At 69.5% G+C, this 14738-nt stretch carries 10 protein-coding genes; 7 read left to right on the top strand and 3 right to left on the bottom strand.

Going from position 1 to position 14738, the window contains the following annotated elements:
* Nucleotides 1-83 precede the first annotated feature (83 nt).
* Nucleotides 84-323, top strand: a complete 240-nt coding sequence (locus OHA11_RS30535) for a heavy-metal-associated domain-containing protein (protein ID WP_266501959.1) — start codon at nucleotides 84-86, stop codon at nucleotides 321-323.
* 25 nt (nucleotides 324-348) lie between these two features.
* Nucleotides 349-2634 (top strand): cation-translocating P-type ATPase, encoded by a 2286-nt coding sequence (locus OHA11_RS30530; RefSeq protein WP_266501958.1) that lies wholly within the window; start codon nucleotides 349-351, stop codon nucleotides 2632-2634.
* A 627-nt stretch (nucleotides 2635-3261) separates the two neighbouring features.
* On the opposite strand, the gene OHA11_RS30525 is transcribed toward OHA11_RS30530, so the two are convergent.
* Nucleotides 3262-4551: a citrate synthase gene (locus OHA11_RS30525; protein WP_266501956.1), complete on the bottom strand. Its 1290-nt coding sequence runs from the start codon at nucleotides 4549-4551 to the stop codon at nucleotides 3262-3264.
* Between the two features lie 501 nt (nucleotides 4552-5052).
* Nucleotides 5053-7314, bottom strand: coding sequence for an ATP-dependent RecD-like DNA helicase (locus OHA11_RS30520; protein ID WP_266501954.1), 2262 nt, complete (start codon nucleotides 7312-7314; stop codon nucleotides 5053-5055).
* 468 nt (nucleotides 7315-7782) lie between these two features.
* Here OHA11_RS30520 and OHA11_RS30515 point away from each other — a divergent pair, with 468 nt between their 5' ends.
* The 5 genes from OHA11_RS30515 (at nucleotide 7783) to rbsD (ending at nucleotide 13722) form a co-directional block, all read left to right on the top strand.
* On the top strand, nucleotides 7783-8868 hold the full coding sequence (locus tag OHA11_RS30515) for a LacI family DNA-binding transcriptional regulator (protein WP_266501952.1): 1086 nt from the start codon (nucleotides 7783-7785) through the stop codon (nucleotides 8866-8868).
* Nucleotides 8865-10415 (top strand): sugar ABC transporter ATP-binding protein, encoded by a 1551-nt coding sequence (locus OHA11_RS30510; protein ID WP_266501951.1) that lies wholly within the window; start codon nucleotides 8865-8867, stop codon nucleotides 10413-10415. Before OHA11_RS30515 ends, OHA11_RS30510 begins: the two co-directional genes overlap by 4 nt.
* Nucleotides 10405-12360 (top strand): substrate-binding domain-containing protein, encoded by a 1956-nt coding sequence (locus OHA11_RS30505; protein WP_266501949.1) that lies wholly within the window; start codon nucleotides 10405-10407, stop codon nucleotides 12358-12360. The genes OHA11_RS30510 and OHA11_RS30505 overlap by 11 nt, the downstream gene beginning before the upstream one ends.
* 73 nt (nucleotides 12361-12433) lie before the next feature.
* Nucleotides 12434-13333, top strand: coding sequence for a ribokinase (locus tag OHA11_RS30500; protein WP_266501948.1), 900 nt, complete (start codon nucleotides 12434-12436; stop codon nucleotides 13331-13333).
* The gene (rbsD, locus tag OHA11_RS30495) at nucleotides 13330-13722 is read left to right on the top strand and encodes a D-ribose pyranase (protein ID WP_266501947.1); all 393 of its coding nucleotides are present in this window, start codon (nucleotides 13330-13332) and stop codon (nucleotides 13720-13722) included. Before OHA11_RS30500 ends, rbsD begins: the two co-directional genes overlap by 4 nt.
* A gap of 204 nt (nucleotides 13723-13926) precedes the next feature.
* Here rbsD and OHA11_RS30490 read toward each other — a convergent pair whose 3' ends face one another.
* Nucleotides 13927-14724, bottom strand: coding sequence for a sugar phosphate isomerase/epimerase (locus tag OHA11_RS30490; protein ID WP_266507580.1), 798 nt, complete (start codon nucleotides 14722-14724; stop codon nucleotides 13927-13929).
* Between the last annotated feature and the right edge of the window lie 14 nt (nucleotides 14725-14738).

The following is a 14738-nucleotide window of genomic DNA, read 5'->3' as shown; positions in this document are numbered from 1 at the left end:
TGTCGATAGGGTGAGGCCCCGTGGGCCACGCACGCCCCATACATCTCGGCACATCTCGATACGTCTCGACGAGGAGCAACGACATGACCGCCCAGACCGACACCCCGGGCTCTCTCACCACCGTCTACCAGGTGAGCGGGATGAGCTGCGGGCACTGCGAAGGCTCGGTGTCGAGCGAGATCTCCGAGATCGCCGGTGTCACCTCGGTGAAGGCCGTCGCCGCCACCGGCGAGGTGACCGTGGTCTCCGCCGCCCCGCTCGACGAGGAGGCCGTGCGCGCCGCCGTCGACGAGGCCGGCTTCGAACTCGTCGACAAGGCCTGACACCGGCGGGACCCGGAGCACGGACATGACCAGCACCACCACGGCCGTTCCGATAAGCGGGACCTCGGAGGTCGAGCTGACGATCGGCGGGATGACCTGCGCCTCCTGCGCGGCCCGCGTCGAGAAGAAGCTCAACCGCATGGACGGCGTCACCGCCACGGTGAACTACGCGACGGAGAAGGCGAAGGTCTCGTACGCGCCGGAGGTGCTGGTCACCGACCTGATCGCCACCGTGGTGAAGACGGGGTACACGGCCGAGGAGCCCGCACCCGAACCGATCGCGGACGAAGCCCCCGAGGGGACCGAGGCCCCCGATCCCGAACTGGCCGCGCTGCGCGAGCGCCTCACCGTCTCCGCCCTCCTCGCCGCCCCCGTCGTCCTGCTGTCGATGATCCCGGCCCTCCAGTTCGACAACTGGCAGTGGCTCGCGCTGACCCTCGCCGCGCCCGTCGTCGTGTGGGGCGGACTGCCCTTCCACCGGGCGGCGTTCACGAACGCCCGGCACGGCGCGGCCACCATGGACACCCTCGTTTCGGTCGGCACGCTCGCCGCGTTCGTCTGGTCCCTGTGGGCGCTGTTCCTCGGCGACGCGGGGACGGCAGGCATGGCGGGCATGGAAGGCATGCGGGACGAGGGCTTCACCCTCACCGTCTCCCGTACGGAGGGCTCGTCGGCGATCTACCTCGAAGTCGCCGCCGGGGTCGTCGCCCTCATCCTCCTCGGCCGCTATCTGGAAGCCCGCTCCAAACGGCGCGCGGGGGCCGCCCTCCGGGCCCTCATGCACCTGGGCGCGAAGGACGTGTCCGTCGTACGTGACGGCCGCGAGACACGCGTCCCCGTGGACCGGCTGGCCGTGGGCGACCGCTTCGTCGTACGGCCCGGCGAGAAGGTCGCGACGGACGGCACGGTCGTCGAGGGGTCCTCGGCGGTCGACGCGTCCATGCTGACCGGCGAGTCGGTGCCGGTGGACGTGACGGTCGGTTCGGCCGTCACGGGCGCGACTGTGAACGCGGGCGGACGGCTCGTCGTCGAGGCGACCCGCATCGGTGCGGACACCCAGCTCGCGCGGATGGCACGGCTCGTGGAGGACGCGCAGAACGGCAAGGCACAGGTGCAGCGCCTCGCCGACCGGATCTCCGGCATCTTCGTACCCGTCGTGCTGCTGATCGCGGTCGGCACGTTCGGGGGCTGGCTCGGCATCACCGGTGACACGGCCGCCGCGTTCACCGCGGCCGTCGCCGTGCTGATCATCGCCTGTCCGTGCGCGCTCGGTCTCGCCACCCCGACCGCGCTCATGGTCGGCACGGGCCGCGGCGCTCAGCTCGGCATCCTCATCAAGGGCCCCGAGGTCCTGGAGTCCACACGCCGCGTCGACACGGTCGTCCTGGACAAGACCGGCACGGTCACCACCGGCCGCATGACCCTCCAGGAGGTGTACGCGGCCGACGGCACCGAGGAGGAGCGGGTACTGCGGCTCGCGGGCGCCCTGGAGCATGCCTCCGAGCATCCGGTCGCCCGGGCCGTGGCGGCGGGCGCTCAGGCGCGCACAGGGGCTCTGCCGGGCGTGGACGGCTTCGTGAGTGTGGCGGGGCTCGGGGTGCGCGGCACGGTCGAGGGCCACGAGGTGCTCGTGGGGCGGGCCCGCCTCCTCGAAGAGGCCGGGATCGCGCTGCCGGACGAGCTGGTCGCGTTCAAGACCCGGGCCGAGGAGGAGGGGCGCACCGCCGTGACCGTCGCCTGGGACGGGGTGGCACGCGGTGTCGTCACCGTCGCCGACGCGGTCAAGGAGACCAGCGCGGAGGCGGTCCGCGCCCTGCGTGCCCTGGGCCTCAGGCCGGTGCTGCTGACCGGGGACAACCGGACCGTCGCCGAGTCCGTGGCCCGCGAGGTCGGGATCGCTCCCTCGGACGTGATCGCCGAGGTGCTGCCACGGGACAAGGTCGACGTGATCGAGCGGCTGCGGAGCGAGGGGCGGACGGTGGCGATGGTCGGCGACGGCGTCAACGACGCGGCCGCGCTCGCCACCGCCGACCTGGGTCTCGCCATGGGCACCGGGACGGACGCGGCGATCGAGGCGAGCGACCTGACGCTCGTACGGGGTGACCTGCGCGTGGCCGCGGACGCGATCCGGCTGTCGCGCAGGACGCTCTCCACGATCAAGGGAAACCTGGTCTGGGCCTTCGGCTACAACGTGGCGGCGCTGCCGCTCGCCGCGGCGGGCCTGCTGAACCCGATGATCGCGGGCGCGGCCATGGCCTTCTCCTCTGTGTTCGTGATCACGAACAGCCTCCGGCTCCGGGCATTTTCATGACGAAGAGGTAAGAGTCCCCCTAGAGTCCGGCACACGCCTTCACATAAGCTCTTCACAAGGCTCGCGCATCATCCTTACGCTTGGGTGCCGATAGCGCTGTCGGAGCTCTTGCGTATCTTCAGGACATACGCAGGAGACGCAGATCACAGTGGTGCGAACGTAACCAACGAAGGGGTTCGTGAGTCTAGATTGACGATGCTGGAGACGTCTTGGGGGGCGTGTCCGGCATCTGAGGGCGTCTTGGGGGACGTTCTCGGAATTGCGTTGCCGGGGCACGTACAGCGGGGAGCTTTGAGCGGCCCTCCCGTACGTACGGGTCCCGGCAGACCGCAGTGCGGTAGTCCATCCAGTTTTGCTCGTTTTGCTCGCAGCGATTCAGGCGCTGCCTTCAGGCGCCCGGCCGGATCCCGTGGGGGGAATCCGCACCGGGACATGGGAAGGCGCCCCGATCTACGGCCCGTGGGGGGACCGTAGCGGGGCGCCTTCTGTTATTCCGTACGACCTGTTGTTCCGTACGACTCACTTGGGCACCTGAAGAGGGGGCGCCCCTTGCCAGGGACGCCCCCTCTTCAGGTCCGCGGGGAACTGTGTGGCCAGCCCCCGCGGACCCGCGGACGAACGAACTGCCTAACGCTCTTCGACAGGAACGAAGTCCCGCTCGACCACGCCCGTGTAGATCTGGCGCGGGCGGCCGATACGCGAACCCGGCTCCTTGATCATCTCGTGCCACTGGGCGATCCAGCCCGGGAGGCGGCCGAGGGCGAACAGGACCGTGAACATCTCGGTCGGGAAGCCCATGGCCCGGTAGATCAGGCCGGTGTAGAAGTCGACGTTCGGGTAGAGGTTGCGCGAGACGAAGTAGTCGTCGGAGAGCGCGTGCTCCTCCAGCTTGAGCGCGATGTCCAGCAGCTCGTCGGACTTGCCGAGGGCCGAGAGGACGTCGTGCGCGGCAGCCTTGATGATCTTGGCGCGCGGGTCGAAGGACTTGTACACCCGGTGGCCGAAGCCCATCAGGCGGACGCCGTCCTCCTTGTTCTTCACCTTGCGGATGAAGGAGTCGACGTCGCCGTCAGAGGCCTGGATGCCTTCCAGCATCTCCAGGACGGACTGGTTGGCGCCGCCGTGCAGGGGGCCCCAGAGGGCGCTGATGCCGGCGGAGATCGAAGCGAACATGTTCGCCTGCGACGAGCCCACCAGACGGACGGTGGAGGTCGAACAGTTCTGCTCGTGGTCCGCGTGCAGGATGAGCAGCTTGTCGAGCGCCGAGACGACGACCGGGTCCGGCTCGTACTCCTGGGCGGGGACCGAGAAGGTCATGCGCAGGAAGTTCTCGACGTACCCGAGGTCGTTGCGCGGGTAGACGAACGGGTGGCCGATGGACTTCTTGTACGCGTACGCCGCGATCGTCGGAAGCTTGGCGAGGAGGCGGATCGTCGAAAGGTGACGCTGCTTCTCGTCGAACGGGTTGTGGCTGTCCTGGTAGAACGTCGACAGGGCGCTGACCACCGAGGACAGCATCGCCATCGGGTGGGCGTCGCGCGGGAAGCCCTGGTAGAAACGCTTGACGTCCTCGTGCAGCAGGGTGTGCTGCGTGATCTCGTTCTTGAAGACGGAGAGCTCGTCGACCGTGGGCAGCTCGCCGTTGATCAGCAGGGAGGCCACCTCAAGGAAGGTGGAACGCTCGGCCAGCTGCTCGATCGGATAGCCGCGGTAGCGGAGGATGCCCTGCTCACCGTCGAGATAGGTGACGGCGGATTTATAGGCGGCGGTGTTTCCGTACCCGCTGTCCAGGGTCACCAGACCGGTCTGGGCGCGGAGCTTGCCGATGTCGAAGCCCTTGTCGCCGACGGTGCTGTCGATCACCGGGTAGGTGTACTCGCCGTCGCCGTACCGCAGTACTACAGAGTTGTCGCTCACGTCATCCCTCACCGACGTTGTGCCTCTTCTTCGAGGTGCCCTGACTGTCTCTACCATCCCCCATTTGGCGCAGGAGAGTGCACTCGGGGTCGGCCATTGGGCCGGTTGGCGGCACTCAGTGCCGCCAACCTGTTCATCCTGCCCCCTTCGTCCTCCTTCCGAAAGTGCCGTGTGACGTTTCTGACGGATTTGATCGATCATTTTTGCCGGGTGCGGGTTGTCTTGGGCTTGTCGCGCCGTTCCCCGCGCCCCTAAAAGATGCGCCAGCCGTTTGGTGGTGGGACGGGGCCGCGACGGGGCATCCGATCGCAGCTGTGTCATCCCGGGCCATCAAGGTGCCCTGGAGAGGTCGTGCTGCGATCGGAAACCCCGACACGACCCCTCGCGCCGGAGGGCGACCGCCGCTGAGTGGGGCCACTTGTCAAGACACGACCACAGCAGGGGCCTTTTTAGGGGCGCGAGGAACTGCGCGACCAGCCCCCGCCGGGCCGCAGTTGAAGCTCATTCCGGGAGTCGGGTGCCTGACAGGCGGAAGTCCAAGGCCGTGCATCGGCGGCCTGCGGAGACCGTGCGGACCGCCTGGCCCAGGGCCTTGCGGGAGCCGACGAGGACTACGAGCTGCTTGGCTCGGGTGACCGCCGTGTAGAGGAGGTTGCGTTGGAGCATCATCCAGGCGCCCGTGGTGACGGGGATCACGACAGCGGGGTACTCGCTGCCCTGGGAGCGGTGGATCGTGACCGCGTACGCGTGGGCCAGCTCGTCCAGTTCGTCGAACTCGTACGGGATCTCCTCGTCCTCGTCCGTCAGGACCGTGAGGCGCTGGTCGTCGAGGTTGAGGGAAGTCACCACCCCCACCGTGCCGTTGAAGACGCCGTTCTCGCCCTTCTCGTAGTTGTTGCGGATCTGGGTGACCTTGTCGCCGACACGGAAGACGCGGCCGCCGAAGCGCTTCTCGGGGAGGTCGGGGCGGGCCGGGGTGATGGCCTGCTGGAGCAGCCCGTTGAGGGTGCCGGCGCCTGCCGGGCCGCGGTGCATGGGGGCCAGGACCTGAACGTCACGGCGGGGATCCAGCCCGAACTTGGCCGGAATGCGCCGCGCAGCCACATCCACCGTCAGCCGCCCCGCCTCCTCCGTGTCGTCCTCGACGAAGAGGAAGAAGTCCTTGAGCTTGTCCGTGATGGGCTGCTGCCCCGCGTTGATCCGGTGAGCGTTCGTCACCACGCCTGATTGCTGGGCCTGCCGGAACACCCGGGTGAGACGGACGGCCGGGACCGGCCCGCGCTCGGCGAGCAGGTCGCGCAGCACCTCGCCCGCGCCCACGCTCGGCAGTTGGTCGACGTCTCCGACGAACAAGAGGTGCGCGCCCGGAGGGACCGCCTTCACCAGCTTGTTGGCGAGGAGCAGGTCCAGCATCGACGCCTCGTCCACGACCACCAGGTCCGCGTCCAGTGGGCGGTCCTTGTCGTACGCCGCGTCGCCGCCCGGCTTCAGCTCCAGGAGCCGGTGCACGGTGGAGGCCTCGGCCCCGGTCAGCTCGGCAAGTCGCTTGGCGGCGCGGCCTGTCGGCGCGGCCAGCACGACCTTCGCCCGCTTAGCCCGCGCCAGCTCCACGATCGAGCGGACCGTGAACGACTTGCCGCAGCCGGGCCCGCCCGTGAGCACCGCGACCTTCTCGGTGAGGGCGAGCCGGACCGCCTCCTCCTGCTCGGGGGCCAGCTCCACCCCCGTACGGTCCTTGAGCCAGGCCAGTGCCTTGTCCCAGGCCACGTCCCGGAAGCCCGGCATGCGGTCCTCGTCCGTACGTAGGAGGCGCAGGAGTTGGGCCGAGAGGGACAGTTCAGCCCGATGGAAGGGGACCAGGTAGATGGCGGTGACCGGATCGCCGCCGTCCAGCCCGGGCACCCGCTCCCGCACGACACCCGGGTCCTCGCCCTCCTCCACCGGCGCCGCCAGCTCCGCCAGGCACTCGATGACCAGGCCCGTGTCCACCTGGAGCAGTTTCACCGCGTCCGCGATCAGCCGCTCCTCCGGAAGGAAGCAGTGGCCCTGGTCGGTGGACTGCGAAAGGGCGTACTGGAGACCGGCCTTGACGCGCTCGGGGCTGTCGTGCGGGATGCCGACGGACTGGGCGATCTTGTCGGCGGTGAGGAACCCGATGCCCCAGACGTCCGACGCGAGGCGGTACGGCTGGTTCTTGACGACCGAGATGGACGCGTCGCCGTACTTCTTGTAGATGCGGACCGCGATCGACGTCGACACCTCGACGGTCTGGAGGAAGAGCATGACCTCCTTGATCGCCTTCTGTTCCTCCCAGGCCTCGGTGATCTTCTTGGTGCGCTTGGGACCGAGACCGGGGACCTCGATGAGCCGCTTCGGCTCCTCCTCGATGATCTGGAGGGTATCCAGGCCGAAGTGCGTCGTGATGCGGTCGGCGAAGACCGGCCCGATGCCCTTGACCAGGCCGGACCCGAGATAGCGGCGGATGCCCTGGACGGTGGCCGGGAGGACCGTCGTGTAGTTCTCGACCGTGAACTGCTTGCCGTACTGCGCGTGCGAGCCCCAACGGCCCTCCATACGCAGAGACTCCCCCACCTGCGCACCGAGCAGCGCACCAACGACCGTAAGGAGATCACCGCCACCTCGGCCGGTATCGACCCGGGCGACCGTATAGCCGTTCTCCTCATTGGCGTACGTGATCCGCTCCAGCACACCCTCCAGAACCGCCAGGTTCCGCTCCCCGCTCCCCACCCCTTGCTTGGACATGATCCGACGCTACCGCCCACCTCTGACAACGAGGGCCTGCATTCGCACATGACATCTGCGGCCCGGCGGGGGCTGGTCGCGCCCCTAAAAGCGCGGCCGTGGTCGTGTCTTGACAAGTGGCCCCACCGGGCGGCAGCCGCCCTCCGGCGCAAGGGGCCGTGTCGGGGTTTCCGATCGCAGCACGACCTCCCATGGGCACCCAACAAACAGAGGACGACACAGCTGCGATCGGATGCCCCGTCGCGGCCCCGACCCGACACCAAACAGCTGGCGCATCTTTTAGGGGCGCGAGGAACTGCGCGACCAGCCACACCCAACCCGCAGCCAAAAACAACCCCCACAACACCCCCACCCACCCCACCCCCCACCATCACGATCCGGTCTCAGGCACTTGTTAACTTCCATGTAATCGATTCCAATCCTCCCCGTAGACGCATGTAATCGATTCCACGAGGAGGTGGAGCGACGATGGCGAGCATCAAGGACGTCGCCGCCGAGGCAGGCGTATCCGTCGCCACGGTCTCCCGCGTGCTGAACGACCACCCCTCGGTCAGCCCAGCGGCACGCGCCCACGTACTGGCCGCCGTCGAGACCCTGGGCTACCGCCCGAACGCCGTCGCCCGCTCCCTGCGCACCGACCAGACCCGCACCCTCGGCCTGGTCATCAGTGACGTACTCAACCCGTACTTCACCGAACTGGCCCGCTCCGTCGAGGAGGAGGCCCGCGCCCTCGGCTACAGCGTCATCATCGGAAACGCCGACGAACGGCCCGAGCTGCAGGACCACCACGTCCGCACGCTCCTCGACCGCCGCATCGACGGCCTCCTCGTGTCGCCCACGGACGGCGGCTCCCCGCTGATGCTGGACGCCGCGCGCGCGACCCCGATGGTCTTCGTGGACCGCTGGATCCCCGGCATGGACGTGGACGTACCGGTACCGGTGATCCGCGCCGACGGCCTCGCAGCCGTACACGATCTCGTCGCCCACCTGCACCGCCTCGGCCACCGCAGGCTCGCCATCATCGCGGGCCCGGCGGCCACCACGACCGGCAGCGAGCGCGTGCATGCCTTCCGGGACGCCCTCCAGGAGTACGGACTCCCCCTGCCCGACGCCTACATAGGGCAGGGCGACTTCCAGGCGGCCAGCGGTCGCCGGGTCACCGAGGAGTTCCTGAGCCTCCCCGAGCCGCCGGAAGTCGTCTTCGCGGCCGACAACCTGATGGCCCTGGGCGCCCTGGACGCCATCCGCGCGCGCGGGATGCGGGTTCCCGACGACATCGCGCTCGCCGCGTTCGACGACATCCCCTGGTTCGTGCACACCGATCCGCCCATCACGGCCATCGCCCAGCCCACCGCCGACCTGGGCCGGGCCGCCGTACGCGCCCTCGTCGACCGCATCGAGGGCCGCCCCCCGCAGTCCGTCACCCTCCCCGCCCGTCTCGTCGTCCGCCGCTCCTGCGGCGAGTCCCACGGCGAATCACGCGGCGAGCCCCTGTCCCCGCAGCCATCCCCGCACTCGTCCCCGCACCCGTCCCCGCAAAGGAGCAACACGTGAGCAGTCCCGACGAGTTGCTGCGTATCGAAGGCATACGCAAGACCTTCCCCGGTGTGATCGCGCTCGACAGCGTCGACTTCGATCTGCGCCGCGGCGAGGTGCACGTGCTGCTCGGCGAGAACGGCGCCGGCAAGAGCACCCTCATCAAGATGCTGTCCGGTGCGTACCGGCCCGATGCCGGGAAGATCGTGGTCGACGGCAAGAAGGTCCGTATTCACGACGCGCAGGACGCCGAGCGCCTCGGGATCGCGACCATCTACCAGGAGTTCAACCTGGTTCCCGATCTGACGGTCGCCGAGAACATCTTCCTGGGACGGCAGCCTCGCCGTTTCGGGATGATCGACCGGAAGACGATGGAGGCCGACGCCGCCGTACTCCTGGAGCGGGTGGGCGTAGACGTGTCCCCGCGCGCGCGGGTGCGTGAACTCGGTATCGCGCGTCTCCAGATGGTCGAGATCGCCAAGGCGCTGAGCCTGGACGCACGCGTCCTGATCATGGACGAGCCGACCGCGGTGCTCACCTCCGGAGAGGTCGAAAAACTCTTCCGGATCGTGCGGCAGCTGCGCGAGGACGGCGTCGGCGTCGTCTTCATCACGCATCACCTGGAGGAGATCGCCGCCCTGGGAGACCGCGTCACGGTCCTCCGGGACGGCCGGAGCATCGGCCAGGTGCCCGCGTCCACACCCGAGGACGAGCTCGTACGCCTCATGGTGGGCCGCTCCATCGAGCTCCAGTACCCGCGCGAACGGGCCGACGCCGGGACCGCGTTGCTCACCGTGGAGGGGCTCACCCGGGACGGGGTGTTCCATGACGTGAGCTTCGACGTGCGGGCCGGTGAGGTCGTCGGCATCGCGGGGCTCGTCGGAGCGGGACGTACCGAGGTCGTACGGGCCGTCTTCGGCGCCGATCCGTATGACAAGGGGTCCGTGGCCATGGCCGGTACCCGGCTGCCCCGCCACGACGTCAACGCGGCCATGACCGCCGGGATCGGGCTCGTCCCCGAGGACCGCAAGGGCCAGGGCCTCCTGCTCGACGCCTCCGTCGAGGAGAACCTCGGGCTCGTCACCCTGCGGGCAGCGACCCGCGGCGGGCTCGTCGACCTCAAGGGGCAGCGGGCGGGTGCCGCGAAGATCGCCGAGCAGCTCGGCGTACGGATGGCCGGGCTCGGCCAGCACGTCCGTACGCTCTCCGGCGGCAACCAGCAGAAGGTCGTCATCGGCAAGTGGCTGCTCGCCGATACCAAGGTGCTGATCCTCGACGAGCCGACGCGCGGTATCGACGTCGGCGCCAAGGTCGAGATCTACCAGCTGATCAACGAACTCACCGCCGCCGGTCATGCCGTCCTGATGATCTCCAGTGATCTGCCCGAGGTGCTCGGCATGAGCGACCGGGTGCTGGTGATGGCCCAGGGCCGGATCGCCGGCGAACTCTCCGCCGACGAGGCGACCCAGGACTCCGTGATGGCACTCGCCGTCAGCACACCCATCGCACCAGCCACTACTACTACCGACTCCGTTACCGCTGTGGAGGGCTCCCGTGGCCACTGACACGCTCAAGAGCACATCGGGCGCGAGTGGCGCCTCGGGCGGCCTGCGCCGGCTCCTGCTCGACAACGGCGCGCTCACCGCGCTCGTCATCCTCGTCATCGCGATGTCGGCCCTGTCCGGCGACTTCCTGACGACGGACAACCTGCTGAACATCGGCGTCCAGGCGGCCGTGACCGCCATCCTCGCCTTCGGTGTGACCTTCGTGATCGTCTCGGCGGGCATCGACCTGTCGGTCGGTTCCGTCGCGGCCCTGTCCGCCACCGTCCTTGCCTGGACGGCGACTTCGGAGGGTGTACCGGTCTGGATCGCGGTGATCCTCGCGATCGCCACCGGCATAGCCTGCGGCCTGGTCAACGGCGTCCTGATCTCGTACGGGAAGCTGCCGCCGTTCATCGCGACCCTCGCCATGCTGTCGGTGGGCCGCGGTCTGTCGCTGGTGATCTCGCAGGGCAGCCCGATCGCCTTCCCGGAGTCGGTCTCGCACCTCGGTGACACGCTGGGCGGCTGGCTGCCGGTGCCGGTCCTCGTGATGATCGTCATGGGCCTCGTCACGGCCCTGATCCTGGGGCGTACGTACATCGGGCGCTCCATGTACGCGATCGGCGGCAACGAGGAGGCTGCCCGTCTCTCCGGTCTGCGGGTGAAGAAGCAGAAGCTCGTCATCTACGCGCTGTCGGGTCTCTTCGCGGCCGCCGCGGGTATCGTGCTCGCCTCGCGCCTCTCCTCCGCGCAGCCGCAGGCCGCGCAGGGCTACGAGCTGGACGCGATCGCCGCGGTCGTCATCGGCGGCGCCTCCCTCGCGGGCGGTACGGGCAAGGCGTCCGGGACGCTGATCGGCGCGCTGATCCTGGCGGTGCTGCGCAACGGCCTCAACCTCCTTTCCGTGTCGGCGTTCTGGCAGCAGGTCGTCATCGGTGTGGTCATCGCGCTGGCGGTGCTCCTCGACACCGTGCGGCGCAAGGCCGGGGCGACTCCGGTGACCGCCGGTGCCGGGGGCTCGTCGGGCCTCAAGGGGCCACAGGCCATCAAGTACGGGCTCGCCGTGATCCTGGTGTCGGCGATCGTGGGCGGGCTGTCCGTCTTCAACAACGGCTCGTCCTCGGCGAACCCGAAGGTCGGTCTGTCCCTGTCCACCCTGAACAACCCCTTCTTCGTACAGATCAAGGAGGGTGCGCAGGCTGAGGCGAGGAAGCTCGGCGCCGACCTGACCGTCACGGACGCGCAGAACGACGCCTCGCAGCAGGCCAACCAGCTGCAGAACTTCACCAGCGAGGGCGTCGACTCGATCATCGTCAACCCGGTGGACTCGGACGCGGCGGGCCCGTCCGTGCGCTCCGCGAACAAGGCCGGCATCCCCGTCGTCGGCGTCGACCGTGGCGTCAACAAGGCGGAGACGGCCGCGCTCGTGGCCTCCGACAACATCGAGGGCGGCAAGCTGGGTGCCAAGGCGCTGGCCGAGAAGCTGGGCGGCAAGGGCAAGATCGTGATTCTGCAGGGTCTGGCCGGTACGTCCGCGAGCCGTGAGCGCGGCGCGGGCTTCGCGGAGGGCCTGAAGGCCTACCCGGGCATCGACGTGGTCGCCAAGCAGCCGGCCGACTTCGACCGCACCAAGGGCCTCGACGTGATGACGAACCTTCTCCAGGCCCACCCGGACGTCCAGGGCGTCTTCGCCGAGAACGACGAGATGGCGCTCGGCGCGGTCAAGGCGCTCGGCTCCAAGGCCGGAAAGTCCGTCCAGGTCATCGGTTTCGACGGCACGCCGGACGGTCTGAAGGCCGTCAAGGAGGGCACGATGTACGCCTCCGTGGCGCAGCAGCCGAAGGAACTGGGCAGGATCGCTGTGCTGAACGCGCTGCGGGCGGCCGACGACAAGAAGGTCGAGACGACGGTGAAGGTTCCGGTGAAGGTGGTCACGGCGAAGAACGTGGCCGAGTTCAGCGGCTGACCCTTCGACGGGGTGCGCGGACGGCCGGGGGCGGCCGCGCACCCTCGACCCACCCCCCACAGGGAGACATTTCATGTACGACTACGACCTGCTGGTCGTGGGATCGGCCAACGCCGACCTGGTCATCGGTGTCGAGCGACGGCCGGGCGCCGGGGAGACCGTGCTCGGCTCCGACCTGGCCATCCACCCGGGCGGCAAGGGCGCCAACCAGGCGGTCGCCGCCGCCCGGCTCGGGGCGCGTACGGGGTTGCTGGCCCGGGTCGGCGACGACGCGCACGGCCGGCTGCTGCTCGACTCGCAGCGGGACGCCGGGGTCGACACGGCCGGCGTCCTCATCGGCGGGGCGCCCACCGGGGTCGCGCTGATCACGGTGGACCCCTCCGGCGACAACAGCATCGTCGTGTCGCCCGGCGCGAACGGCCGCCTGACCCCGGACGACGTCCGGGACGCGGCGGCCCTGTTCGAGGCCTCCCGGGTGGTCTCGGCCCAGCTGGAGATCCCCCTGGAGACGGTCGAGGAGGTCGTACGGAGCCTGCCGTCCGGCACCCGTTTCGTACTGAACCCGTCCCCGCCCCGGGAGTTGCCGCCGGCCGTGCTCGCGGCCTGCGACCCGCTGATCGTGAACGAGCACGAGGCGCGCGTCGTACTCGGCGCGGACCCGGGCGGAACGCCCGAGCGGTGGGCCGAGGCGCTCCTCGCCCTCGGACCGCGCTCGGTGGTCGTCACGCTGGGCGAGGAGGGCGCGCTGGTCGCCGATGCCTCGGGCACGGCCCGCGTCCCGTCCGTGAAGGTGGCCGCCGTGGACACGACCGGTGCGGGTGACTCCTTCACCGCGGCGCTGGCCTGGCGGCTGGGCACCGGGGAGTCCCTCGCGGACGCGGCGGCGTACGCGGCCCGCGTGGGCGCCGCGGCGGTCACCCGGGAGGGCGCCCAGGCGTCCTTCCCGACGGCCGAGGAAGTTGCCGCCCTGTGAAGAAGGCCGGAATCCTGAACCGTCATCTCGCGGGCGCCATAGCCGAGCTGGGCCACGGCGACGGCGTACTGATCTGCGACGTGGGCATGCCCATCCCGGCCGGGCCGAAGGTCGTCGACCTGGCCTTCCGTGCCGGGGTGCCGTCCTTCGAGGAGGTCCTGTCGGGCCTGCTGGAGGAGCTGGTGGTGGAGGGTGCCACGGCGGCGGAGGAGGTGCGCGAGGCGAACCCGAAGGCGTCCGCACTGCTGACCGACCGCTTCCCGGACGCGCTGTCCCACGTCTCCCACGAGGACCTGAAGACCCTCTCGGCGGACGCCCGCCTGATCGTCCGAACCGGCGAGGCACGCCCGTACGCGAACGTCCTGCTGCGCTGCGGAGTCTTCTTCTGAGGCGTTCCCGAAACTGGAAAGCTTCGAGGGGGCCCGGTCCGTCGACCGGGCCCCCTCGGTTTCCCCTCCCCAAAAACCAGAACCCCCGCGATCCCCCCGGATCCCCCTCCAGAAGTCCTGATGCCAAGTACGACCCACGGAGTACGGGGAGGGTTGCACGGTCTCCTGAGATTTTTTCAGGTTCCTCGGGGCCGGGTCCGTTCCTCAGGCCACGTGCTCCACGAACCGTGCCGCCGTCTCGGCGAGGACCTCGCGGCCGTCCCTCGCCCACAGCGCGTCGTTGAACAGCTCGACCTCGATCGGGCCGGTGTAGCCCGCCGTCTCCACGTACGCCTTCCACTCCCGCATGTCGATCGAGCCGTCGCCGATCTGGCCGCGGCCGTTCAGGACGCCCTCGGGCAACGGGGTGGTCCAGTCGGCGAGTTGGAAGGTGTGGATGCGGCCGCCGGCGCCCGCGCGGGCGATCTCTGCGGGGGCCTGGTCGTCCCACCAGATGTGGTACGTGTCCACCGCGACGCCGACCTGGTTCGCCGGGAAGCGTTCGGCGAGGTCCAGGGCCTGGGTGAGGGTGGAGACCACGCAGCGGTCGGCCGCGTACATCGGGTGGAGCGGTTCGATGGCCAGCCGAACGCCGTTGGCAGCCGCGTACGGGCCCAGCTCCGCCAGCGCGTCCGCGATGCGCTCCCGCGCGCCGTGGAGGTCCTTCGAGCCCGCCGGGAGGCCGCCCGAGACCAGGACGAGTGTGTCGGTGCCGAGCGTGGCCGCCTCGTCGATCGCGCGGCGGTTGTCGGACAGGGCCTCGGCGCGCTCGGCCGGGTCGATGGCCGTGAAGAAGCCGCCACGGCAGAGGGTGGTGACGGCCAGGCCCGCGTCGCGGACCAGCTTGGCCGTCTCCGCCAGGCCGTACGTCTCGACCGGCGCACGCCACAGGCCGACGCCCGGGACGCCCAACTCCAGGCAGGCGTCTACCAGTTCGGGCATCGACAGCTGCTTGACCGTCATCTGGTTGATGCTGA

The sequence above is a fragment of the Streptomyces sp. NBC_00878 genome (assembly GCF_026341515.1).
Lineage (GTDB): Bacteria > Actinomycetota > Actinomycetes > Streptomycetales > Streptomycetaceae > Streptomyces.
The sequence above is the reverse complement of the archived record's forward strand: the minus strand, read 5'-3'. Positions and strand labels throughout refer to the sequence as shown.

Bases quoted from the DNA above. Each gene is read 5' to 3' on its own strand.
- OHA11_RS30535 (WP_266501959.1), top strand. From the start codon at position 84: ATGACCGCCCAGACCGACACCCCGGGCTCTCTCACCACCGTCTACCAG.
- OHA11_RS30530 (WP_266501958.1), top strand. From the start codon at position 349: ATGACCAGCACCACCACGGCCGTTCCGATAAGCGGGACCTCGGAGGTC.
- OHA11_RS30520 (WP_266501954.1), bottom strand. From the start codon at position 7,314: ATGTCCAAGCAAGGGGTGGGGAGCGGGGAGCGGAACCTGGCGGTTCTG.
- OHA11_RS30515 (WP_266501952.1), top strand. From the start codon at position 7,783: ATGGCGAGCATCAAGGACGTCGCCGCCGAGGCAGGCGTATCCGTCGCC.
- OHA11_RS30500 (WP_266501948.1), top strand. From the start codon at position 12,434: ATGTACGACTACGACCTGCTGGTCGTGGGATCGGCCAACGCCGACCTG.
- OHA11_RS30490 (WP_266507580.1), bottom strand. From the start codon at position 14,724: ATGACGGTCAAGCAGCTGTCGATGCCCGAACTGGTAGACGCCTGCCTG.